Raw genomic sequence first — 24,986 nt, forward strand, 5'->3', positions numbered from 1 at the left:
TTATAGCTCCTTCCCAGGCTCTCCCGCCGGATATGGTGTTTTTTCTAATTGATCACCAATCCATGAGTCACCATCTTCCCAAAACTCCTTTTTCCAAATCGGAACAATTTGTTTTATGCGTTCCATAATATATTCGTTCGCTTCATAAGCCGCTTTACGGTGTGGTGTTGAAACAGCAACAACAACCGCTATATCAGAAATTTGCAACGTACCGATGCGATGTGTAATCGCAACGTGTGTACCTGGCCATTTCTCTTTCACTTCTAATCCGATTTTCTCTAGCATCTTTTCTGCCATCGTTTTATAAGCGACATATTCTAAGTATAATGTACGACGCCCTTTCGTAAACTCTCTAACCGTTCCAATAAATGTTGTAACAGCACCGCATTCACGTCGAATTACTTTCTTCGTTACCTCTTCAATCGAGATTTCTGTATCAATTACTTCATAATATGTATTTGTCATTTCGCACTCCTAACCGTTTGTAAAAACCAGTCTATGTACAACTCTTCTTCTGTTATATGAAATACTTTATATTCTTCTCGTATATTTACTGGGACATCATACCACGTAATAACCGCCACTATATTTTCTACTTTATGTAAAAGCTCAGCATCTTCCGCAGAACGAAGTAACACTACTTTCGGGTAGTTCTCTTTTTTATAGCCCTCTATTAAAATTGTATCCACTTTAAAAAACTCATATAAGCGAATAATTTCTTGCAAGGACCATTTCTTTCTTAGTGAAGAAAGTGAAAGTAATCCAGCACCTTCTACACTACTTACGACAGCACCAGCTTTACGGTGTCTTTCGCTATCTTTTTGCGCTACTTCTGGAAAACCTCCGTGCCCGTGATGTTTAATTGTAGCAACTTTCATTTCGCTTTCGGCTAATGCATGCACAATTTTCTCTACAAGTGTCGTTTTTCCGCTATTTTGATACCCTACTATTTGTAAGATTGAAGGGGCTTCGCCCATGGCCACTCACATCCCTCAGAGTGCTCTAACAATAATACGGATACTTTCATTCCGGTCTCAAATCCTCTCGTTCCTCCGGGTAACACGATAAAAGCATTCGCATCTGCAAGTGAAGATACCGCACTCGATTTATCTAAACCAACCGGCATCGCTTGTAACGCCCCATCCACAATTGTTACGTTCGCTCTTACGAAACGAGTAAATGGATTTGGCTTCGGAAAATCTTTTTGTAAAATAGCATCCGCTCTATATACGTGAGGTTCCTTCGCATACAAATACGTTTTTATAATTGGATGCACAAATAATTCAAAGCCTACATAACAAGCAGACGGATTTCCTGATAAACCAAAGAGTAACTTTCCATCAACTTCAGCTACTGTCGTTACACTTCCGGGCCTCATGGCTATCTTATTAAAGAGTACATTTGCCTGTAATCTTTCATAAATAGCTGGTAAGTAGTCATAATCTCCTACTGATACACCGCCTGTTGTAATTAAAATGTCGACCTCATCCATCGCTGATTGAACAGCTGTAAAACATGCATCTAACTCATCCGCGAGTTGACCATAATAACGAACTTTCCCGCCAGCTTTCATAATTTGAGCTGCGATCATATACGAGTTACTATTTCTAATTTTCCCCGGTTCTAACGGCTCATGTACTTCTAATAATTCACTTCCTGTCGTTACAATACCGACAACAGGCTGTTTTACAACTTTCACCGTGCTATATCCAAACGTTGCTAGTAAGGCCGCAACACCTGGATTAATTGCAACACCTTTCTTAACGAGAACTTGATTTTGTTTTATATCTTCTCCTTTAAACGACACATTGTCACCGTTATTAAAAGGGCGTTTTAACTTCATATATGTTTTCCCGTTCTTCTCAAACCCTTCTGTCAGCTCTAGCATTACGACTGCATTGCAATCTTCTGGAATAGCTGCTCCTGTCATAATGCGAATTGCTTCAAAAGCTCCTACTTCCTCTAAAAAAACGGAACCCGCCCCGATTTCTCCTATTACTTCAAATTCAACTGGATTCTCTTGAGTTGCTTCTTTCGTATCTTCTGCTCGAATGGCGAAACCATCGTAAGGGGAACGATCAAAATGAGGAACGTCATGATCTGAGACAACATCTTCCCCGAGAATTCTCCCGTAACTTTCCGTAATAGAAATTTCTTCTACTTCACCATGCTTCGCATATTTCATTACCCGTTCTACTGCCTCAGCAACTTGAATTGGAATTCGTTTTTCTACCATCGTTTCTCACCTCATATTTGCAATTTTTTTTATCTCGATTAAACTTTATATATTCAATAGAAATTACTTCAAGGAGGAATTCCATGTCTTCATTTACACATTTCAATGACCAAGGACGCGCAAAAATGGTTGATATAAGCGAAAAAAAAGCAACCGTTCGAACAGCAATTGCGTGCTCTAGCATTGTCGTTACGAAAGAAATTTACGATAAAATCTCTCACAATGAAATTGGGAAAGGTGACGTATTAGCAGTTGCGCAAATCGCAGGCATTATGGCCGCGAAACGTACTTCTGATATTATCCCAATGTGCCACCCTTTATTATTAAAAGGTGTTGACGTTTCTTTCGATTGGAAACAATCAGAAGAACAATATCGTTTACTCATTGAAGTAAAAGTTAAAACAGAAGGTAGCACCGGTGTTGAAATGGAAGCTTTAACAGCTGCTTCCGCTACCGCTCTTACTGTGTATGATATGTGTAAAGCTGTCGATAAAGGTATGATTATCGGTGAAACGTACTTACTTGAAAAAACAGGTGGAAAAAGTGGAGATTATACGAGAAATTCATAATCCTCTCTCCGTTGAGCCTAAAGGGTTTCCTTTAGGTTCAACCTATATATCTTGCATATAAACTTTTCGCTACATTCATATCATTCGTCCCATGAATGAACGCCCTGCCATCTGTAAATAAAACAAAACGATATTCTTCTACCGGAAATGATAATAAATAAGGTGTCGCCTTTATCTCTACGCTTCTTTGTAAGCGTTTTTTAATTTCTTCTAAATTAAAATTCTTCCGCACACCCGGGCGAATTTGTACTGTATTCCGCCCACATAACACTTCTGTTTTCGTTTGTCCTTCAAATGTTAAACTCGGATATGTACGTAACCTTCCGCAAGATAAACAAGTATCTTTTTTCTGCCTATTCACTTTAAATGCCATCTGTTGATTATTCCAAAGATCAAACGATAACATCGTTTCACGAAGCGCACCAAAGTCTTCTACTAATATTTTCAGCGCTTCCGTAGTTTGATGCGCAACTACTAATTGTACTGCCGGTTGTATAATACCAGCTGTGTCACATGTTGCACCGCTCGCTGGATGCTCCATTAAACAGCGAAAACACGGTGTTTTCCCTGGTAAAATTGTATACGTTACTCCGTAGCTTCCGACACACCCACCATATATCCACGGAATATTATACTTTTGTGAAATATCATTAATAAGAAGACGCGTTTCAAAATTATCTGTCGCATCTAATATTAAATCTACATCATTCACTAATTCTTCCATTTCTTGCACCGTTACATCCGTCACAACCGGATTTATTTCCACCTCAGAATTAATCGCTTTTAAATGTTCTGCAGCCGCTATCGCCTTCGGTTTATACTGCTTTGCATCTTCTTCTGTATATAGTTGTTGTCTTTGTAAATTACTCCATTCTACATAATCACGATCAGCAATCGTTACTTTTCCAACACCTGCTCTAACAATCGCTTCTGCATTTGCCGCACCGAGAGCACCAGCACCAATAATAAGCACATGCTTCTCTCTTATTTTTCTCTGTCCTTCTTCTCCAACACCAGAAAATAATATTTGTCTTGAATATCGCTCCTGCATGCGATAGCCCCCTTTCTTATCCTCCTATATAAGACATTTCGATTTTCGGACGATTTTTTGCACTTTCTTCTGTTCGTTCATCCGAATACCTATCTTTTCTATTCATCCATACATCTTGTATAACACTTAATAACTCCTCATCCGAAAGATTTCCTCTAAGAAGTTCTCTTACATCCAAACCCTCTGTCGCAAATAAGCACGCATAAAACTTTCCATCTGCCGAAATTCTCGCCCTCGTACAAGAGACACAAAATGACTCAGAAACAGATGTAATAAAACCAACTTCAACATTTGTTCCAACGTACCGATATCGCTTCGCAACTTCACCAAAGTAATGCGCTTCAGCTGGCTCAAGTGGATCCATCTTATGAATCATCTCAATCAATTCTCGTTTTGTAACGACTTGATCAAAATTCCACCCATTTGTACTACCAACATCCATAAACTCAATAAACCGAAGCGTGATTCCTTGCTCTTTAAAATACGCAGCCATCGGAAGTACTTGATGATCGTTCATCCCTTTTTTCACAACCATATTTACCTTTACTTCCAGCCCCGCCTCTTTAGCTGCTATAATTCCCTTAATTACCGGTTTCGTATTAATATTTCGACCATTAATATTCTTAAATATGTCGTCATCTATTGCATCTAAACTAACATTCACTCTATGTAATCCAGCTTCTTTTAATGCCTTCGCTTGTTTCGTTAAATGTACGGCATTTGTCGTTAACCCTATATCTATTAGCCCATCAATTTTCACAAGACGTGCAATAAGTTTTTTTAAATCTTTACGAAGTAGTGGCTCACCGCCAGTAATTCTAATTTTTCGTACACCAATGTTAACAAATAATTTTGCCAAACGCTCAATTTCATCAAAAGTTAGTAAAAACTCATCTTTCAAAAAAGCATAATCTGACCCAAATATTTCCGCTGGCATACAATATGTACATCTAAAATTGCAACGATCAATGACAGATATACGTAAATCTTGAAGTGGGCGTCCAAAAAAATCTTTAACCATCTCCTGCATCGCCACCCTCCCTTTCTGCCAAATTTCTTTCTTTTCATTCTATTATAATATATTTTCGAACTGCGATGTTTTTGCTCAAGAGAATAATGTGAAACTTTAAATAATTAGAGGGGATCCACTCCCCTGGTTAACGAGGTTTACTTACAAATACAAAGATAAAAAAACCTTGAAACATAAAAGTTTCAAGGTTTTCTGCTTATTAACTTAATCTAATAATAGTTAGGGTAGCCCCTGGCGTTGCTGTAGATAATGTAGCTACTGCAACTACTCCAAATAACTGTAAGCTAACAGCAGCTCCAGCAGGCAAGTTAGCGATTATTGTTGCACTAAATGAACCAGTAGCCACTGTCGGAGCGTTTATCGTTCCCGCAAGCGGACTGCCATTTACAGTTATACGAGAACTTACAACTAATCCTGCCGTTAAATTAATTGTATAAGCTATATAATAATTTCCTGCATTCGCAACTGTAAATACAGTATTTCCACCACTAACGGTTATTCCTGGACCAATATTTTGATTGTTCGGTAATGGTACATTCGTACCACCTAATAAAACGGAAATAGCGGTTCCTGATGTATTATTCGCAAATGCATACGTTGCAGTTGTACTAACTCCAGTCGCCCCGGTCGCTCCAGTGGCTCCAGCTCCGGTTGGACCTGTATCTCCAGTTGGACCTTGTGAACCGGTTGCTCCTGTTGCCCCCGTTACTCCTTGGATTCCTTGCGGGCCTTGAATTCCTTGTGGCCCTGTCGCTCCGGTTGATCCTGTTGCTCCCGTTGGACCTTGAATTCCTTGCGGGCCTTGGATTCCTTGTGGCCCTTGAATTCCTTGTGGCCCTGTCGCTCCGGTTGATCCTGTTGCTCCCGTTGGACCTTGAATTCCTTGCGGGCCTTGGATTCCTTGTGGGCCTTGAATCCCTTGTGGGCCTGTCGCTCCGGTTGATCCTGTTGCTCCCGTCGGACCTTGAATTCCTTGCGGGCCTTGAATTCCTTGGGGGCCTTGTGGGCCGGTCGGGCCTATATCACCTTGCGGACCTTGGATTCCCTGTGGGCCTTGTGCCCCGGTTGCCCCTGTCGCTCCTTGGATTCCTTGAGGACCTTGTGGACCTTGAATTCCTTGGGGGCCGGTTGGACCTATGTCGCCTTGTGGGCCTTGAATTCCTTGGGGACCTTGTGCTCCGGTTGCCCCCGTTACTCCTTGGATTCCTTGGGGACCTTGAATACCCTGTGGACCGGTTGGACCTATCTCTCCTTGAACACCTTGGATTCCTTGCGGGCCCTGTAAACCCGTCACTCCGGTTGCTCCCGTTGCTCCTGTCGCTCCTGTCACTCCAGTTGAGCCTGTCGCCCCGGTATCTCCTGTTACTCCTGTCGCACCTGTTGCTCCTGTCGGCCCAGGTGGTCCACCTGATGGACCTGTCACTCCTGCCGGACCTGATGGCCCCGTTGGACCGGTCGGTCCTGCTGGTCCTCCTGACGGGCCAGTCACCCCTGTTGGACCGGTTACTCCTGTTGGACCGGTAGTTCCTTCTCCCGTCGCTCCGGTTGCCCCCGTATCTCCTGTTGCTCCCGTCGGACCTTGCACTCCTTGAATTCCTTGTGGTCCTTGCACTCCTTGTGCACCTGTTGCTCCTTGAATCCCTTGTATTCCTTGCACTCCTTGTGCGCCCATCGGACCGGTTGGACCAATCGCCCCTTGTATTCCTTGCACTCCTTGGGGCCCCTCTGGACCGGTTGCTCCTATTTCCCCTTGTATCCCTTGAATTCCAGTTGCTCCTTGTGCTCCAGTTGCTCCCGTTATCCCTTGCACACCTTGTATTCCCTGTATTCCTTGTGGACCTTGTGGGCCGGTTGCTCCTTGCACTCCTTGAATGCCTTGTATTCCCTGAGGACCCTCTGGACCCGTTGCTCCAACTGGCCCTTGAACACCTTGTATTCCTTGCGGGCCCTGCAGTCCCTCTGGGCCTTCTGGGCCGGTTGGACCTATCTCTCCTTGTATCCCTTGGATTCCAGTTGGACCTTGTGACCCAGTCGGACCTATGTCACCTTGCGGACCTTGGATTCCCTGTGGGCCTTGTGCTCCTGTTCCCCCTGTCGCTCCTTGGATTCCTTGAGAACCTTGTGGGCCTTGAATTCCTTGTGGGCCAGTTGGACCTATGTCGCCTTGTGGGCCTTGAATCCCTTGCGGACCTTGATCTCCTGTGGCCCCCGTTACTCCTTGAATTCCTTGAGGACCTTGAACACCTTGTGGCCCTGTTGGACCTATCTCTCCCTGCACACCTTGGATTCCTTGCGGACCCTGTAAACCCGTCACTCCGGTTGCTCCCGTTTCTCCTGTCGCTCCTGTCACTCCAGTTGAGCCTGTCGCCCCAGTATCTCCTGTTACTCCTGTCGCCCCGGTTGCTCCTGTCGGGCCAGGTGGTCCACCAGATGGACCAGTTACTCCCGCCGGACCTGATGGCCCCGTTGGGCCGGTCGGTCCTGCTGGTCCTCCAGACGGGCCTGTTACCCCTGTTGGACCAGTTACTCCTGTTGGGCCTGTAGTGCCTTCCCCTGTCGCCCCAGTTGCTCCCATATCTCCTGTTGCCCCCGTCGGACCTTGGATTCCTTGAATTCCTTGTGGACCTTGCACTCCTTGTGCACCCGTCGCTCCTTGAATTCCTTGTACTCCTTGCACTCCTTGTGGCCCCATCGGACCGGTTGGACCAATCGCCCCTTGAGCACCTTGCACTCCTTGTGGCCCCTCTGGACCCGTTGCTCCTATTTCCCCTTGTATCCCTTGAATTCCAGTTGCTCCTTGTACTCCTGTTGCTCCCGTTATCCCTTGCACACCTTGTATTCCCTGAATTCCTTGTGGGCCTTGTGGGCCTGTTGCTCCTACCGGTCCTTGAATGCCTTGTATCCCCTGTGGACCCTCTGGACCCGTCGCTCCAACTGGCCCTGGCACACCTTGTATTCCTTGCGGGCCCTGCAGTCCCTCTGGGCCTTCTGGACCTGTTGGTCCTATATCACCCATCGGACCTTGTATCCCTTGAACTCCCTGTGGCCCTGTTTCTCCTGATGGCCCTGGTACTCCTTGTATACCTTGTGGACCTTGATCTCCTGTGGCCCCTGTTACCCCTTGTGGCCCTATAACCCCCTGTATACCTTGTGGACCTTGATCTCCTGTTGCTCCCGTTGCCCCTTGAATACCTTGAACTCCTTGTATTCCTTGTTCACCAGTTACTCCCGTCGGACCAGGAATACCTTGAATACCCTGCGAACCTTCTGGACCTGTTGGCCCAATTGGTCCTTGAATCCCTTGGATTCCTTGCAAGCCCTGTGCTCCCGTACTTCCAGTCGGACCTGTACTTCCCGTTGCTCCTGTTACCCCTGTACTTCCTGTAGCCCCAGTATTCCCCGTTGCTCCAGTCGCACCTGTACTTCCACTCGGTCCGCCACCCGGACCTGTCGCACCAGTCGGCCCCGTCGGACCAGGAGGTCCTCCAGATGGTCCAGTTATCCCAGTTGGACCTGTTATTCCAGTCGGGCCTGTTATCCCCTGACCAGTTGCTCCGGTTGCACCTGTATTTCCACTCGGTCCTTGTGTTCCTTGTATCCCTTGTGCTCCTTGTATTCCTTGTGGACCAGTTACACCCGGTAACCCTTGGACGCCTTGAATCCCTTGAGGTCCCTCAGGTCCCGTCGCTCCAATTGGCCCCTGTAATCCCTGTATCCCTTGTATACCTTGTGCCCCAGTCGCTCCCGTTGGACCAATCGGACCTTGTAACCCTTGCACACCCCCTGGTCCTGTCGCTCCAGTTTCTCCTTGTGGTCCTCTCAATCCTTGTGGGCCCTGCTGTCCTTCTGGTCCAGTTGCACCTATTGGCCCAACTGATCCTTGTATCCCTTGCACACCTTGAGGTCCTGTCGGGCCCATCTCCCCCATCGGACCTTGTAATCCTCTTGGTCCTTGAGGTCCTGTTGGGCCTTGTGGACCGGTTGGACCAGTAATCCCTATACCTGTAAACCCAGTTGGAACAGGGGGGAAAGTAGGCCCAATAAGTTCGGGTGGAATTCTAAAATTAGAGCTTAACGAATTTTGCTTCCGATTATTATCACGATTCTTCACACTTTCACCGCCTACAAACCGTCTTTTTCATAATAAATAAGCCTCTTCTTAATCTATTTACAAAAATAATTTCCAAGACTATTTTTATTTTAAATAATAAAAACTCCCTTAATTTCTTAAGGGAGTCCTGCAATTGAATCCATATTATCTGTATTAGGGACAGCTTGCGCTATACTCGATGTATTTACATTTTGCCCCATATTTGCTCCTGTTACAGTACCAGCAGGAGTGCCTCTTGTATATGTTGTCGTCACCGAATCACCCGGCTGTAAACAAAGCTTCGTCTCCGTCCCTATTACTGTAACAACATCAATCCAAGTGCACCCCATTGAACCACTATATGATTTCGAAGCAGTAAATGAAGTATCACTCAAATTATCACCGGTAAATATATTCCCAGTGTTATTCACAATAACAAATTCTTTTATATGAGCAGGCATAATTACACTCTACCTTTCCTCTATGAACCTAATGTACGTGTACTTGTTGCTAACGGCGGAAGAAACACTGATGTTCTAATGACTGCTTCTGGCTGTCTTTTCCCATTTAAAAAAATAGCCGCACTCGACCCTCCAGCACCTGCATATACTTTTGCTACAGCTAAAGGCGAGATATCATAACAGTCGCCGACATTAACAGCTCCTGTATTATTAATAATTTTTACTTTACGCAAATTAATCCCCATTTACCCCTCCTCCTTTTTATACTGTATGCAAAAGAAAAAAACTTGAAACAGACTCGTTTCAAGTTTTTAACTATTAACTATTTCGTTTCACCTTCATATTGAAGCATACCGCCAACCATATTCACTGTTTTAAATCCTTGCTCATTTAAATAATGACATACATTTTCACTGCGCATTCCTGAACGACAAATAAAGATATATTCATTCTCTTTATTAAAGAAATCTACTTTATGTGGGATATCGCCCATTTTAATATGTACAGCTTCTGGAATCTTTCCTGCCGCTACTTCTTCATCTTCTCTTACGTCTACTAAAAATAACGTTTCTCCATTTTCTAAACGCTCTTGTACCTCTTCTGTAGTAATTGTTTTAACTTCTGTCATATGTAGTTCCTCCTTATATACAATAAAACCTTTAGTTTCTTTTTCACAAACATTCTCTACCAATTTTAGCACGCAAAAGAAAGAACGCAAAGAATCGAAAAACTATTTCTCAATTTTCTCGCAAAACTTATTCTTTACAAACATAACTCTTGCATTGTATCCTCAATATACTTGTCTTATGAAAGGAGCCAATGAAAATGACACTTTCCCTTTTCATAATGGGCATCATTTTCTTAATCGCTGCAATTATTACTCTTAGTATGAAAAATACTAAAAAAATAAAATCACCCCAAGAAATGTCATTCTTATTTCTATTGCTTAGTATCGCATTCTTCGGTATAGCAATTGCCACATATATTTTCCGTCTACAAATCATGTAAAAAAAGGTGCCTACTACAAACATTGCACCTTTTCCCCATCATTTGTCTTCTAAACAAAACTAGATACTTTCCGATTTAAAAATTCATAAACTTTCTTTTCAAATAAATGAATATCAAATGCTCCCGCCATATGCCCATTTATACTTTCTATCTCATACACTTCCGCATACTTCCCTTGTTTTTGCAAAATATCTACCATTTTATAGTTGTAACGAGACGGCTGAAGCAAATCTTGTTTACATGGAATCATAAGTACATTCGCTTCTATGTTAGAAAGAGATTCTTCTAATGAAGAAGAACCATGTGCAATATCATGCAATAAAACTGCCTTTGCAGTATACATCCATGAATTTGCATCTACTAACTCTATACTTCTATATGTCGCTTTATTTATCTCTTTTTCAAATGATGTTAGTGTAGAAAACTTTTCATAAGGTTCTATCTCTATACTATTACGAGGAAATGCCATTTCATAAAAATGCTCATCAAACGCGTTCATAAACATCATTCTATTTGCTAAATGAAGCCCCTTTATCGGCTGCTCTTCTCCATATTTTCCACCTTTCCAACTTGGATCCAGTTGAATTGCTTCAATCGCATTTTGCGCTACGTTTACTGACGTAATAATTGGATTTTGTGGGTTCGTAATAACGCCAATCATCCGCTCTACCATATGTGGATAGTGAACCGCCCATTGTTGTGCAATCATTCCCCCTGCCGACGGTCCAATTACAGCGTGTAACCTTGAAATTCCCATACCTTTTATTAACTCATATTGCATACGAGCTACATCAAGAAATGTAAAAACCGGAAAATCCATAGCATATTCTTCTCCAGTTTCTGGATTAATCGATTTCGGTCCTGTTGTAATCACATATGGATTTCTCACCTGCACATTACAAAGATTATCTGTACATATAACAAAATACTTATTTGTATCAATTGCTTTTCCAGGTCCAATGAGCCCATCCCACCAACCAGACTCCTCATCATGCACTGTATATTTTCCTGCCGCATGACTTGTTGCACTAAAATAATGACAAACCAAAATCACATTTGACCTTTCTCTATTTAACGTACCATATGTCTCGTATCCCATTTGAACAGGAATTTCCCTGCCATTTTCAAACGTAAACCCTTTTAAAACAAACTTCTCCTTTTTTACAATTTGCACAGATTCTCCCTCTTCCCGTTATAGTATGAACTGCTTACTAAAGATTTTTTTCCATGCAAACTAATCTCCTTCTTCTTTTCATAAATAAATGAATAATATACAAAATTAGCCACAAAATAGCACTATATTACAAGATTAAAGAGGGTATACACATGATTTGGAATTGGTTACGTAAGAAAAAAAAATCAAATAAACCAGAAGCAAACGAAACAGATAATCAGGAGCAGCATTCTAACAATGAAGAGGATGATAACAAAGAACAGACTAGAAGTATGAAACATAATAAAGGTAAAAATCACGAACAAAAAGATTCTTCTCAGGATAAGCAACAAAGTACTAAACAAAAAGATTCTTCTCAGGATAAGCAACAAAGTACTAAACAAGAGGATTCCTCTCAGGATAAGCAACAAAGTACTAAACAAGAGGATTCCTCTCAGGATAAGCAACAAAGTACTAAACAAAAAGATTCTTCTCAGGATAAGCAACAAAGCGCTAAACAAGATGAACCTTCTCAGGATAAGCAACAAAACTCTAAACAGGATGATTCCTCTCAAGATAAGCAACAAAGTGCTAAACAAGAGGATTCCTCTCAGGATAAGCAACAAAACTCTAAACAAGATGACTCTTCTCAGGATAAGCAACAAAACTCTAAGCAGGATGATTCCTCTCAAGATAAGCAACAAAGTACTAAACAAGAGGATTCCTCTCAAGATAAACAACAAGGTGCTAAACAAGGTGATTCGTCTCAAGATAAACAACAAAACGCTAAGCAAGATGAACCTTCTCAAAGTAAGCAACAAAACTCTAAAGGTAATAGTATTTATGATTTTACGAAACCAGAAAAAGACCGTATCCATTCTTTACAAAATTTAATAGAGAAGCTGAAAAAATCTAGTGATTTTGTGAATTATCATACATCCGACGATGAAACGATGCCTTATTGGATTTCTTACTATCGTCCTTCGCTTGATGGAGAGAAATTACAAAAATATTTAATGCCTACTCTTTTGGAACGACCTAATGCTTCACTAGAAGAGCTGAAAGAACATATTCCAATGAGCGGCATTACAATTACGAACGACTTACAAAAAATTGAGGATATGGTTTTAAAGGGGCATGCGATTATTCAATTGAATCAGCAAGATCAAAAATGTATGCTTGCAAACATTGCAATTGATAATTATCGTGCACCAACCCCTCCTTTAAACGAATCAACTGTTATTGGTCCGCAAGAAGGTTTCGTAGAGGATATTGATACAAACATTAATTTAGTTCGAAAACGTCTTCCTGTTTTAGATTTACAAACAAAAGAAATGATTATTGGCGAGTTTTCAAAAACAAAAGTTGTCATGATGTATTTAGACAACCTTGCTGAAAAAGATAATGTAGATTTTCTAGAAGAGTCATTACGCGCTCTTGAATATGATCAAATTAATGATAGTGCTTATTTACAAGAATTAATGGGTGAAAAATCGATTTTCCCTCTCTATATCAATACAGAACGTACTGATAGAGTTACAAAAGCACTAATTGATGGAAAAATCGCTATTTTCGTTGATGGTTCTCCAAGTGTTTTACTAACACCTGTATCCTATTTCGATTTTTTCATTTCACCAGAAGACTATAACGTCTCCTGGATGTACGCTACATTTTCAAGGATTTTAAGATTAATTGCCGTTCTATTTTCAATTTGCGCTACACCGTTATACGTTGCAGTTTTAAATTATCATTATGAACTTATTCCAAGTGATTTACTTGAAACTTTGATTTTATCAAGGGCACAAGTACCATTCCCACCTTTAATTGAAGCGCTCTTTTTAGAACTTGCAATTGATTTATTAAGAGAAGCCGGCGCAAGGTTACCGATGAAAGTTGGGCAAACACTCGGTATTGTAGGCGGTATCGTAATCGGGCAAGCATCTGTACAAGCTGGGTTAACGAGTAACATTTTATTAATTATCGTTGCACTATCAGCACTCGCTTCCTTTATTACACCTATTTATAAAATGGGGAACGCTGTTCGATTACTACGCTTTCCTTTTCTTATGTTTGCAGAAATAGGCGGATTGTTCGGGATTTCTCTTGGATTTATCTTTTTATTTACTCATCTCTTTAGACTTACTTCCTTACGTAAGCCGTACGCTTTGTTTTATCCGACAAGGCAACAATCAGTTAAAGATTCTTGGATTCGTTTTCCATTAACAATGATTGATACGAGAGATGTGCAAGCAAGACCACAACATGTAAAAAAAGCAGCGAAAGGAATTTCAACAAAACATAGATCAGATTTTGATGATTGAGAAATGAGGTGCATTGATGAGTAAAGTTCAAGAAAAATATCAAATATCTCCTATCTTTGTTTTCTTCTTAATTCACGGTGCACAGTTTGGTGCTGGAGTTCTCGGATTCGCTCGAATCATCGCAAAGGCCGCTGGATACGACGGATGGATGGGAGTTATAATCACAGGAATTTTCATCCATATTCTTATATGGATGATGTATGTCTTATTAAAAGAAACAAATGGGAATTTAGTTGATTTACATCGGCAAACATTTGGAAAATGGCTAGGAAATGGCATTAGCATCATCTTTATGGCTTATTTTTTAATCGTTAGTATTTCGGTCATCCGAACATATGTTGAAATTATTCAAGTATGGATGTTTCCTACCGCTTCCACCTTTATGTTAACACTCTTTTTATGCTTAGTTAGCTATTACATTATCTCTTCTGGATTTCGTGTAATTACCGGTATTTGCGTCATCTCTGTTGGTGGTACATTAGGATACTTATTTCTAAGCTTATTCGTTTTGAAATATTCACATTGGGATAATTTACTACCTATATTCACACATTCTTTTTCAGACATTTTAAAATCCGCTCAACTGTCAATCTACAGTATGACCGGTTTTGAAATTTACCTCATGGTGTATCCATTTGTGAAAAAGCCTATGCAATCTCATAAATACGCTCAGTTTGGAGCACTATTTTCAAATCTTCTATATTTATTTAGCACCCTTTTAGCCTTTGCATTTTTTAGTGAAAAACAATTGTTAAAAACGATATGGGCCCAACTTTCTATGACCCAAGTCATTCAATTACCATTTATAGAAAGACTCGAATATATTGCAATTTCAGGCTATGCACTCGTTATTATTTCAAGTTTCATCCTCCCTTTATGGGCGTCAATGAGAGGAACACATGAAATATTCCGTGTAAAACAAAGGGGTATTTTAATTGCTTTTATCTTTATCACTCTCATTGTTTCGCAACTTTTAACCAACAGACACGATATTAATAACTTTATTAGTAATGTATCAAAAGTTAGTTTTTGGCTCATTTATGTATACATCCCAATCCTATTTATTATTGTGTGGGTGAAAAGAAAATGGAAAAAATCAAAAGCACAAGCAAATTAATACTTATTTCTTGTATAACATTCTTCAGTCTAATTGGATGTTTACAAAAAAATATTATCGATGATGTACAACTTATTCAAGGAAGCGTTTTTGATGTCGCAAAAGATAATAAAGTAAAAGTGACATTCGTTTGTCCCATTCAGAAAAAAGGAAATAAAGTTCAAGTTTTTGAAGGCAGTGCAAATGCAGTAAAACAAGTAAAAGCAGACACATCTTTAGAGTCTTCTCAACCATTTGCTAGCGGACAAATGCGTGTCGCTCTATATACAATAAGACTTGCCAAAACAGGAATGTCTACTTCATTCGATACATTACTTCGAGATGTGAATATAGGGAACGCTTTATATGCTGCTTTATTAGATGGGAATGGTACTGAACTTTTAAAAGGCAAATATTCGACTTCATACAACGTTGCAATTTATATAAAAAAATTGCTAGAACATAACATGGAGACCGGACCTTTACCAGCGGATAATCTACATATAGGAGCATTTCGCTATTATCAAGAAGGAAAAGACTACTATATTCCCATTCTAAAGAAGCATGGTGATAAAATAAAAATTACCGGAATTGGCCTTTTTAAAAAAGATAAATATATCGGTAAAATTGCGGAAAAAGATATGTTCATATTTAAAGGACTATTAGAGAAACATAAATTAGATTCACATGAATTTAAAACAGATTCTGCGTACGTAATGATTAATAATATTCGTTCTGTTCCAACTTACGATATAAAAATTAAAAACGGAAAGCCTTCTTTTTTCATTAACATTCGTCTTGATGCACGTATTCAAGAACTATCAAAACAAATTAACTTAGAAAATAACAAGAACACAAAAAACATTGAAAAAGATGTCCAAAAACAATTAGATAAACAAGCTGCTAAGTTAATTAAGCAACTTAAATCTTTAGGCGTCGACCCTCTCGGGCTAGGTGCAAAGTATAAGCAACATTATCGCCCATTCAAATTAGAAGAATGGAGACAAATGTATAAAGATGTTCCGGTTCATATAAAATACACCGTAAATATTACAAATTCTGGTGTCATTGAATGAGAAATGATTGAACTCCTCTCTCCAGCATGATACAACGGAGAGAGGAGTTTTTTTATTATCAAATAGAGAGAGAAGATATTTATGGGGGAGCTTATGTCTAAAAAATTAGTAAAGCCTATTTTAAATGGTATTTTATTTCTCGGCGTCTTTTTATTTGCTCATACATACTTAAAAAATGTTTCCTTCACACGTTACTTGCTTGTCGTTATACCAATGTTACTGGTCGGTATTTTTGGCATCGATCTTATTTCATCCCTTTTAATAAAAAAAGAAGAATAACGAGCGAACATCTTATTTCGATAAGATGTTCTTTTCATTTCATAATCACCTTATGTTACAATAAACTTCGGCATAACGTAAGAAAGGATGAAACAACATGACAAACGAAAAAGGTTTAGATAAAGGATACGAACTTGTTGCGAAAATGCATGAAGTATTCGGACATCCTGTGACAAATACTCCAACAAAATTAACAGAAGAGCGTGCAAAAATCCGTGCAAGTTTTATGCAGGAAGAACTAGAAGAATTTCTAGAGGCAACGACTGTTGAAGATCAATACGATGCACTGATTGACCTTATTTACTTTGCATTCGGAACGTTTGCAGAAATGGGCGTACGTCCAGATAAGGGATTCGAAATTGTAAACAACGCCAACATGGCAAAACTATTCCCTGATGGGAAGCCTCGATTCCGTGAAGGCGACGGTAAGATTCTAAAGCCAGAAGGCTGGCAAGCACCGGAACCACAACTTCGTGCTGAAATTGAACGTCAGCGTCAAGAAGCTGAAAAAAACTGCTAGGATTTCCTAGCAGTTTTTTATTATGTCTTTTTTTCTGGCAATCATTAATGACCCACGTGTCCCGCATGTCCTGCAGCTCCACTAATGCTAGCCGCTCCTGCTGCTGCCCCCGCTCCTCCTGCTCCAATTCCACCTGTCCAAGGAGAAGATTGTTGTTGTTGTTGATATTGCTGATATTGTTGGTGCTGTTGGTGCTGTTGGTGCTGTTGACCTTGGTGTCCATGATGTTGACCTTGGTGTCCATGATGTTGACCTTGGTGTCCATGATGTTGACCTTGGTGTCCATGATGTTGGCCTTGGTGCCCATGATGACCGTGTTGGCCTTGATGACCTTGGTGATGGTGGTGACCTTGGTGTCCATGATGTTGGCCTTGGTGGTGATGTCCATGGTGACCATGTTGGCCTTGGTGAGTTTGATAAAGAACAGCCTGCGGATGTATATGATGGTGGCCGTGGTGATGTACTTGTTGTTGATGATGTCCATGATGGCCATGGTGACCTTGGTGGTGATGGTGTCCATGATGGCCATGGTGACCTTGGTGGTGATGATGTCCATGATGGCCATGGTGACCTTGATGATGGTGTCCATGATGACCGTCGTGGTGGCCATGGTGACCGTAAAAACCTTGTGGATAACCACCTACTCCGCCTGCCACAACACCTACTCCCGGTACCGGAAATCCTGTTTGTACTCCTCCAACGAAAGATGGGAATGTAGTTGGTACGCCTACTGGTACTCCTCCGGCTGCTCCGCCTACAAATGTTGGGATTCCTGTTTGTGCTCCAGCTACTGATGTGGAAAATCCTCCAGGTGTTCCACCCATCCAGCTCGGAATTCCGCCATATCCTTGTTGTCCGCCTCCCATTAACATCATTTGTTCATAACTATCCGATCCACCTCCGAAAAAGCCATGTGGTGCATTATTGTCCATCCCTTTCATTCCTTTCACCTCTTCTACTCAATTTAGCCTACCTTTTTTATCATATTTCCTATAGAAAAATAGGTGTTTGTCTGTATTGGAATTCCGCTCTTTTATTTGTACGTATTGGAATAATTGAAAACTTAGACTAGGGTGATCCAGAGATTATTTTCTACACAAAAAAGCTCAGAGTATACATACTCTGAGCTTTTATTTAGAATAAATTAATTTGCAACAACATTAACAAGTTTTCCAGGAACAACAATTACTTTACGAACTGTTTTCCCTTCAATTTGGTCTTGAATTGCTTCAAGTGCAAGTTGTTCCATTTCTTCTTTTGATGCGTCTTTACTCATTGTTAGTTTTGCGCGAACTTTACCCATAACTTGAACAACAATTTCAACTTCATCTTCTACAAGTTTAGACTCATCAAATGTTGGCCAGCTTGCATATGTGATTGTTTCATTGTATCCAAGTTTGCTCCATAGCTCTTCCCCGATATGAGGTGCAACTGGTGCAATCATTTTTACGAAACCTTCTACATATTCTCTTGGAAGTGTTTCAGCTTTGTATGCATCGTTGATGAATACCATCATTTGAGAAATCGCTGTGTTGAAGCGAAGCTCTGCATAGTCTTCTGTTACTTTCTTCACTGTTTGATGGTAAGCTTTTTCAAGCTCTTTATTTGGTGCGTCAGTAATTTTCTCACTTAATTCACCGTTATCTTGAACGAATAGACGCCATACGCGGTCTAGGAAACGACGAGCTCCGTCAAGACCATTTTCAGACCAAGCAATTGAAGCATCTAATGGTCCCATGAACATTTCGTATAGACGAAGTGTATCTGCACCGTGGCTTGCTACGATATCATCAGGATTTACAACGTTACCTTTTGATTTACTCATTTTCTCGTTGTTTTCACCTAGAATCATACCTTGGTTGAATAATTGTTGGAATGGCTCTTTCGTTGGAACTACACCGATATCGTATAATACTTTATGCCAGAAACGAGCATATAGTAAGTGAAGTACGGCATGTTCTGCACCACCGATATAAATATCAACTGGAAGCCATTGTTTTACTTTTTCAGGATCTACAAGTGCTTCGCTATTGTTTGGATCGATGTAACGTAGGTAGTACCAGCAGCTACCAGCCCATTGCGGCATTGTGTTCGTTTCACGACGACCTTTTTTACCAGTCTCAGGATCAACAACATTTACCCACTCGTCAATGTTAGCAAGTGGTGATTCACCTGTACCTGAAGGACGGATGTTTTCTGTTTTCGGAAGAACTAATGGTAATTCCTCTTCTTTCACAGCTGTCATTGTACCATCTTCCCAGTGAATTACTGGAATTGGTTCACCCCAGTAACGTTGACGGCTGAATAACCAGTCACGTAGACGGTACGTTACTTTTTGATTTCCTGCGCTCGTTGCTTCAAGCCATTCAATCATTTTTGCGATTGCTTCTTCTTTATTTAATCCATCAAGGAATGCTGAGTTTACGTGTGCACCATCACCTGTGTACACTTCTTTCGTAATATCTCCGCCTTTTACAACTTCCTTCATTGGAAGATTAAATACTGATGCGAATTCATAGTCACGCTCATCGTGAGCTGGAACTGCCATTACAGCACCTGTTCCGTAAGTTGCAAGAACATAGTCAGCGATCCAGATTGGTAATTTCTCACCGTTTACTGGGTTAACTGCGTAAGCACCAGTGAATACACCAGTTTTCTCTTTCGCAAGTTCTGTACGCTCTAGGTCACTCTTCATTTTTACAGCGTTAATGTAAGCTTCTACCGCTTCTTTTTGTTCTGCTGTTGTAATTTCTGCAACAAGTGCATGTTCTGGAGCTAGTACACAGTATGTTGCACCAAATAATGTATCAGGGCGCGTTGTGAAAACTGTGAATTTCTCGTCTGTACCATCGATGTTGAAGTGTACTTCTGCACCTTCAGAACGACCGATCCAGTTACGTTGCATATCTTTTAAGCTTTCAGGCCAATCAAGCTCATCTAGATCTTCTAATAGACGATCTCCGTAAGCTGTAATTTTTAACATCCACTGTCTCATCGGACGACGCTCAACTGGATGTCCACCACGCTCACTCTTACCGTCAATGATTTCTTCGTTTGCAAGTACTGTACCAAGTGCTGGGCACCAGTTTACAGGTACTTCATCAACGTAAGCTAAGCCTTTTTCAAATAGTTTTAGGAAGATCCATTGCGTCCACTTATAGTAGTTTGGATCTGTTGTATTTACTTCACGGTCCCAATCGTAAGAGAAACCTAATGATTTAATTTGGTTACGGAACGTATTAATATTATGCTCTGTAAATTCAGCTGGGCTGTTTCCAGTATCAAGTGCATATTGCTCTGCTGGAAGACCAAATGCATCCCATCCCATTGGATGCAGAACGTTATATCCTTGCATACGCTTCATACGAGATAAAATATCTGTCGCTGTATAACCTTCTGGATGTCCTACGTGTAAGCCTGCACCTGATGGATATGGGAACATATCTAGTGCATAAAATTTTGGTTTTTCTGTCTCATCTGGCGTACGGAATGTTTTATTCTCTTCCCAGTACCCTTGCCACTTCTTCTCAATTTCTTGATGATTAAAGCTCATGAGATACCCTCCTTGAAATTCTATTTATTTTCACCGCCCAAAATACAAAAAACCTCTCATCCCTAGAAAGGGACGAGAGGTTATAGATTCCCGCGGTACCACCCTAAATTAATGTACAAATATACATTCGCTTAGATCCGTAACGTGGATTAACGGCAATTGCTACTATTAGTTTCACAACTGCAACTCAAAGGCGAGTTCATAACGAAACGTGGATTGACTTGCACCGACCGTCAACTCTCTAAACCCGCTTCTATTACTACTACTCCTTCTCACTGTTATTACACATATAAGTTAAGTGAACTATCCTTCACCTAGTATCTCTTAAGAGCTTACTTAAAGCGAGGACTTCTCGGTTAATCGTTACTCTTAATAACTAACGAATTCATCTTAAGACAGCCGAGCTATCTCCCTTGTTCTAAAGGTTGTTTTATTTAAATATATTCTAAAACATGTTACATGTTCCGTCAAACTAAACTGCAATTTTTTCTTCAACTGTTTCTTCTACTTTTACTCGTTTATCATAAATGCTCGTTGCTATAAGCGCTACTACAAGCATTACCATGATTGCTATAAACAATACTTCCATATTGTATAAATCCACAATTGCTCCGCCAACGACCGGTCCGAACATTTTCCCTACAGTCGCCGCACTATTTACGACACCTTGATAAAATCCTAATTTATCTTTTGGTGCAAGTATATTTGCAATCGTTGGAACCGCAGGCCATACAAATAACTCACCAATTGTTAATGTTACCATCGCAACGAGGAACATCGTAAATTGCTGCGCTTGACTTAACACAATGAATGACGCCGCAAAAATGAAGATTCCAATCATAATTTGTTGTTTTAAAGAACGCTTCATCCAACGAATTAGCATACTAACAAGTGGTTGCGCACAAACAATCATCGCTCCGTTTATCGTCCATAGTAAACTATAGTGACGAAGGCTAATATTCAATTCTTGCATATGTGTTGCAATCGCTCCTTGCCACTGTACGTATGTAACCCAGCATAAAGCATATGCTACACACACGATAAGAAGTGCTTTAAATCCAGGTGTAAGTGACCACCCTTTTTTCGTTTCGACTTCTTTTTGCACTCCTGGCTCTTTCTTGTCTTCCATACCGCGGAATCCAATAAAAGCAATTAAAAAGAAAACAAAGTATAAAATAAAATTCGCTAAGAAAATATAATCAAAACGATACGATGCAACTAATCCACCACATGCTGTTCCGATCGCAATACCAACATTTTGTCCAACGTACATCGCATTAAATGCCCGTCTTCCGCCTTCTGGCCAAACCGTACCAACCATCGCATACATCGATGGGAAGACCATTCCAGAACCGAAGCCGATTAACGCTAGCCATACAACATATAACGGCCAACCGTGGAAGAACACAAGACCTAAAATCGATACAAGTGTAATCACAATCCCTACTAAAGTTGATTTATAACCGCCCCATTTATCAAATAAAACACCGCCGAGCAAGTTTCCGATTACACCAGTAAGCGAATTGATCATTAATACCATTCCGGCCACAGATAAAGATTTTCCTAGGTGATCATGCAAATAAATTGTATTAAAAGGCCATAAAAAAGAAGCACCCGTGACATTAATAATCATCCCAGCTACTAATAGCCATACTTTCCTTGGCATAGTTTCCCCTCCTATTCTATTTTTTTCGTTCATATATATAACAGTAAAATTGTAGTCGTTTTTAAATAGGAAGGCAACTGATTAATAGTTGATGAAATTCAGATAATGGTTCGACGGTAAATGAAATTATACTGATTACTTCTTGGATTATATCAGCGATTATTAAAATATATCGACTTACCGACAAAAAATGACAACAGTAACAATGTATAAAGAGGCTGCATGAAGTTCATGCAGCCTCTTTATACTATCCAACTTCCTTTTCTCGCTTCGCACTTTCTTTAGCGCTCCATTTAAATATTTTATCTAATAAGGAATATATTCTCCCAGATTCTTTCGTTAACAAAGGTCCTAACGATGCTAATATTAAAACATACAAAGCTGAGAATGGTTTAATAGTTGCCATTAAGCCGCCCGCAATTCCAATATTCGCGACGATAATGGAAAATTCTCCGCGTGATACAAGTGTTAAACCGATATTCGTAGAAGCCTTATGCGATAACCCAGCTTTACGCCCCGCAACCATTCCAGCAGTAAAATTACCGATAAGAGTAATGAAAACTGCTCCTAATGCCAACCACACTGCTCCTCCAAGTGAAAATGGGTCTATACTTAAACCGAAGCTGAAAAAGAATATAGCTCCAAAGAAATCACGAAACGGAACAACGAGCTGTTCAATTCGATCACTATGCTCTGTTTCAGAAAAGACGAGCCCCAATAATAATGCTCCAATCGCCTCCGCGACATGAATCGTTTCTGAAAATCCTGCTACAAAGAACAAAATAGCGAATATTACGATAATAAAAATTTCATTGGACGAAATATCTAACATTTTATTTAAAAATCGTGTAGCTTTTCTAGCAACTACAAAGAATAGTAGCATATACCCTACTGCGATTAAAATAGATGTAAGAGCCCCTACAAGTGACGTTGCCCCTCCGAGTACTAATCCTGAAACGACTGATAAATATACGGCTAAAAAGATATCATCAAACATAATGATTCCTAAAATTAGCTCCGTCTCTTTATTACCAGATCTTCTTAAATCAACAATTACTTTCGCAACAATTGCACTCGATGAAATTGTTATAATCCCAGCAATAATTAATGTTTCTAATAAGGGGAAACCCATTATATATCCGTAAAGTAAACCTAATATAAAATTAAGCGATATATGAACAGTTCCCCCAAAAGCAATTGATTTTCCTGATTTAATTAATTTTTTAATTGAGAATTCTAAGCCTAAATAGAATAAGAGGAATATAACGCCAACACGGCCGAGGAAGGAAATAACTTCTCCGCTTTCAATAAATCTTAAATCGATAAGCCCTAAATCTGGCGCATGTGGCCCCACTAGCATACCGAGTATAATGAGAAACGGAATAATCGAGAACTTTAACTTTGCAGCGAGAATAGCTGCAAAAGCGACTAATACTAACGCAGTCCCAACTTCAAAGATTAAAGTATCCATCGATTATGAATCCCCTCCTACTGAAAGCAACTCATTAATAATTCTTTTTACTTCATGTCTTTCACCTGATAATACAAGCATATCGCCAGCTTCAATGATAGAATCTGGGCCTGGATTAAAGAACTTCTTCATATTCTTTTTCAAAATGGCAATAATCGTTACATTATATGTGTTTCGGACATGTAAACTACCAATTGTTTTTTGTACGACTGGTGCATTATTTTCCACCTTAAACCACTCAATTGATAATCCTTCAAAGGCCATTTCAATCGTATCTAAAGCTTGTGGTCTATATACCATTCCGCCCAATATAGCTGCAATTTGTCTCGCTTCGGAATCACGAAGAGAGACGCTTGAAATACTCTCCTCATGATCAGCATCAAAATGGTACATTTCTCTTCGGCCATCATCATGAATAACGATAACCATCTTTTCATTACCTTTTGTAATCACTTCAAACTTACATCCAATACCCGGCAGTTCACTCTCTCTAATATTCATATTTTCCGCCTCCTAATTCTTTTAGTTACGGCTTTTATAAATCGACATCAATCTCCGTTTTAAAGGTCTCATCCTTTGAAATACCTAAATACTTTAGCGTCTCTGATGGAGTCGCGTGATGAAAATGTTTTTGCAACAGCGCAATCGCTATCCCTCTTTTGTACGCATGAAATCCGAATGTTTTTCGCATTGAATTCGTTCCGATCTTACCAACAACTCCAACTGCTTCTGCAGCATTATGAATTACACGATACGCTTGTTGGCGCGTAATTGAATTTGGCGTTTTATTAGATTGAAATACGTAATTTTCTCTTTTAACGCCAATAGATTGTACGTAATCTAAAAGCGCTTCTTTTACTTTTGTATTTAAATAAATATCTTGTTTGAATTTTTCATCTTTCACAGGAAGAGTATAAAACTCTTTAACAGTCCCATCTTCATTTAATACATCTTCAAATTTCATGCTAAGTAATTCTGTAATTTTTAATCCTGTGTTAATTCCAATAACAAATAAAAGATAATCTCGCTGGGAGTGCTCTTTTAAATATTTTTTCATAGCCTCAATTTGGCTTATATCTTTTAATGCCTCTACAACTTCCATACATGTATTCTCCTCATCTTATGAACGGTAATTTTCTCATTATGTTGTCCATTTTACCTTATCATGCTATGAGATTTCCATGTGTTATCCATTATTTTCACAATATACTCAGGTGGTTCTGAAAACTTTCAATGTGGAAACTTACGATTGTATAAATACGTTGCGGTAAAAAATGTGGGGATAAAAGTTCAGCTTCTTTCTACAGATTGGATTCCTCCTTTCCTTATACAGCTACTTCTACTTTTATATTACGTTACTTACTTGCATTATATTATATATATCAGTAACATTAAAGTATTTTTTC

General features: G+C 40.0%; 23 protein-coding genes and 1 other annotated feature. Of the genes, 7 read left to right on the forward strand and 16 right to left on the reverse strand.

Translation table 11 applies throughout. From position 1 onward, the window contains the following. Genes moaE through moeA form a run of 3 tightly spaced genes read right to left on the reverse strand, consistent with a single transcriptional unit; the run spans position 1 to position 2,236 of the window. The gene (gene moaE, locus ACTL4X_RS23830; protein WP_000185942.1) at positions 1–465 is read right to left on the reverse strand and encodes a molybdopterin synthase catalytic subunit MoaE; all 465 of its coding nucleotides are present in this window, start codon (positions 463–465) and stop codon (positions 1–3) included. Then, positions 462–977, reverse strand: a complete 516-nt coding sequence (gene mobB / locus ACTL4X_RS23835) for a molybdopterin-guanine dinucleotide biosynthesis protein B (protein ID WP_000503325.1) — start codon at positions 975–977, stop codon at positions 462–464. The genes moaE and mobB overlap by 4 nt, the downstream gene beginning before the upstream one ends. Then, complete coding sequence (gene moeA, locus ACTL4X_RS23840) at positions 947–2,236, reverse strand: molybdopterin molybdotransferase MoeA (RefSeq protein ID WP_000229690.1); 1,290 nt, start codon at positions 2,234–2,236, stop codon at positions 947–949. The genes mobB and moeA overlap by 31 nt, the downstream gene beginning before the upstream one ends. An 83-nt stretch (positions 2,237–2,319) precedes the next feature. Here moeA and moaC point away from each other — a divergent pair, with 83 nt between their 5' ends. Further along, a complete protein-coding gene (moaC, locus tag ACTL4X_RS23845; protein WP_000094159.1) occupies positions 2,320–2,805 on the forward strand; it encodes a cyclic pyranopterin monophosphate synthase MoaC in 486 nt (161 codons plus the stop codon). A gap of 37 nt (positions 2,806–2,842) precedes the next feature. Here the strand turns inward: moaC and ACTL4X_RS23850 are convergent, their stop codons facing one another. From ACTL4X_RS23850 to ACTL4X_RS23875, 6 genes are all read right to left on the reverse strand, one after another. Continuing rightward, on the reverse strand, positions 2,843–3,856 hold the full coding sequence (locus tag ACTL4X_RS23850) for a molybdopterin-synthase adenylyltransferase MoeB (protein ID WP_086692073.1): 1,014 nt from the start codon (positions 3,854–3,856) through the stop codon (positions 2,843–2,845). Positions 3,857–3,872: 16 nt separating this feature from the next. After that, the gene (gene moaA, locus ACTL4X_RS23855; RefSeq protein ID WP_086692070.1) at positions 3,873–4,886 is read right to left on the reverse strand and encodes a GTP 3',8-cyclase MoaA; all 1,014 of its coding nucleotides are present in this window, start codon (positions 4,884–4,886) and stop codon (positions 3,873–3,875) included. A 199-nt stretch (positions 4,887–5,085) separates the two neighbouring features. Next, the gene (locus ACTL4X_RS23860; RefSeq protein WP_086692067.1) at positions 5,086–8,997 is read right to left on the reverse strand and encodes a BclA-related collagen-like exosporium protein; all 3,912 of its coding nucleotides are present in this window, start codon (positions 8,995–8,997) and stop codon (positions 5,086–5,088) included. A 116-nt stretch (positions 8,998–9,113) separates the two neighbouring features. Continuing rightward, the gene (locus ACTL4X_RS23865) at positions 9,114–9,437 is read right to left on the reverse strand and encodes a hypothetical protein (RefSeq protein WP_001110848.1); all 324 of its coding nucleotides are present in this window, start codon (positions 9,435–9,437) and stop codon (positions 9,114–9,116) included. 20 nt (positions 9,438–9,457) lie between these two features. Continuing rightward, complete coding sequence (locus tag ACTL4X_RS23870) at positions 9,458–9,682, reverse strand: spore germination protein (RefSeq protein ID WP_000512463.1); 225 nt, start codon at positions 9,680–9,682, stop codon at positions 9,458–9,460. 77 nt (positions 9,683–9,759) lie between these two features. After that, complete coding sequence (locus ACTL4X_RS23875; protein WP_000141207.1) at positions 9,760–10,065, reverse strand: rhodanese-like domain-containing protein; 306 nt, start codon at positions 10,063–10,065, stop codon at positions 9,760–9,762. A 197-nt stretch (positions 10,066–10,262) separates the two neighbouring features. On the opposite strand from ACTL4X_RS23875, the gene ACTL4X_RS23880 reads away from it, so the two are divergent. Next, positions 10,263–10,445 carry a hypothetical protein gene (locus ACTL4X_RS23880; protein WP_000175905.1) on the forward strand — a complete coding sequence of 61 codons (183 nt, stop codon included), beginning with the start codon at positions 10,263–10,265 and terminating at the stop codon, positions 10,443–10,445. A 49-nt stretch (positions 10,446–10,494) separates the two neighbouring features. Here the strand turns inward: ACTL4X_RS23880 and ACTL4X_RS23885 are convergent, their stop codons facing one another. Then, positions 10,495–11,619 carry an alpha/beta fold hydrolase gene (locus ACTL4X_RS23885; RefSeq protein ID WP_086692064.1) on the reverse strand — a complete coding sequence of 375 codons (1,125 nt, stop codon included), beginning with the start codon at positions 11,617–11,619 and terminating at the stop codon, positions 10,495–10,497. A 152-nt stretch (positions 11,620–11,771) separates the two neighbouring features. Between ACTL4X_RS23885 and ACTL4X_RS23890 the strand changes: the two genes are divergently transcribed. The 5 genes from ACTL4X_RS23890 (at position 11,772) to ACTL4X_RS23910 (ending at position 16,890) form a co-directional block, all read left to right on the forward strand. Continuing rightward, a complete protein-coding gene (locus ACTL4X_RS23890; RefSeq protein WP_075676845.1) occupies positions 11,772–13,919 on the forward strand; it encodes a spore germination protein in 2,148 nt (715 codons plus the stop codon). 16 nt (positions 13,920–13,935) lie between these two features. Next, entirely contained in the window at positions 13,936–15,036 is a 1,101-nt protein-coding gene (locus ACTL4X_RS23895) for a spore germination protein (protein WP_000049053.1), read from the forward strand. Beyond that, positions 15,006–16,091 (forward strand): spore germination protein GerHC, encoded by a 1,086-nt coding sequence (gene gerHC / locus ACTL4X_RS23900; protein ID WP_000411388.1) that lies wholly within the window; start codon positions 15,006–15,008, stop codon positions 16,089–16,091. Before ACTL4X_RS23895 ends, gerHC begins: the two co-directional genes overlap by 31 nt. Positions 16,092–16,184: 93 nt before the next feature. Then, complete coding sequence (locus ACTL4X_RS23905) at positions 16,185–16,370, forward strand: hypothetical protein (RefSeq protein ID WP_000038781.1); 186 nt, start codon at positions 16,185–16,187, stop codon at positions 16,368–16,370. A gap of 97 nt (positions 16,371–16,467) precedes the next feature. After that, the gene (locus tag ACTL4X_RS23910; protein WP_000180554.1) at positions 16,468–16,890 is read left to right on the forward strand and encodes a hypothetical protein; all 423 of its coding nucleotides are present in this window, start codon (positions 16,468–16,470) and stop codon (positions 16,888–16,890) included. A 44-nt stretch (positions 16,891–16,934) separates the two neighbouring features. Here the strand turns inward: ACTL4X_RS23910 and ACTL4X_RS23915 are convergent, their stop codons facing one another. The 6 genes from ACTL4X_RS23915 to ACTL4X_RS23940 all read right to left on the reverse strand — a co-directional run bounded on the left by ACTL4X_RS23915 (position 16,935) and on the right by ACTL4X_RS23940 (position 24,682). Continuing rightward, positions 16,935–17,831 (reverse strand): hypothetical protein, encoded by an 897-nt coding sequence (locus ACTL4X_RS23915; protein WP_322375472.1) that lies wholly within the window; start codon positions 17,829–17,831, stop codon positions 16,935–16,937. A 203-nt stretch (positions 17,832–18,034) separates the two neighbouring features. Next, the gene (gene leuS / locus ACTL4X_RS23920) at positions 18,035–20,443 is read right to left on the reverse strand and encodes a leucine--tRNA ligase (RefSeq protein ID WP_000009461.1); all 2,409 of its coding nucleotides are present in this window, start codon (positions 20,441–20,443) and stop codon (positions 18,035–18,037) included. A 65-nt stretch (positions 20,444–20,508) separates the two neighbouring features. Next, positions 20,509–20,728, reverse strand: a binding site (T-box leader). 187 nt (positions 20,729–20,915) lie between these two features. Beyond that, entirely contained in the window at positions 20,916–22,109 is a 1,194-nt protein-coding gene (locus ACTL4X_RS23925) for an MDR family MFS transporter (RefSeq protein ID WP_001137561.1), read from the reverse strand. A 247-nt stretch (positions 22,110–22,356) separates the two neighbouring features. After that, positions 22,357–23,580 (reverse strand): cation:proton antiporter, encoded by a 1,224-nt coding sequence (locus ACTL4X_RS23930; RefSeq protein WP_000380179.1) that lies wholly within the window; start codon positions 23,578–23,580, stop codon positions 22,357–22,359. 3 nt (positions 23,581–23,583) lie between these two features. Then, positions 23,584–24,081 (reverse strand): cation:proton antiporter regulatory subunit, encoded by a 498-nt coding sequence (locus ACTL4X_RS23935; RefSeq protein WP_001026053.1) that lies wholly within the window; start codon positions 24,079–24,081, stop codon positions 23,584–23,586. A 34-nt stretch (positions 24,082–24,115) separates the two neighbouring features. Then, a complete protein-coding gene (locus ACTL4X_RS23940; protein WP_000454210.1) occupies positions 24,116–24,682 on the reverse strand; it encodes a tyrosine-type recombinase/integrase in 567 nt (188 codons plus the stop codon). Positions 24,683–24,986: the final 304 nt, after the last annotated feature.

The sequence above is a fragment of the Bacillus sp. RE35 genome, from assembly GCF_052146655.1.
GTDB classification, from domain to species: domain Bacteria; phylum Bacillota; class Bacilli; order Bacillales; family Bacillaceae_G; genus Bacillus_A; species Bacillus_A cereus.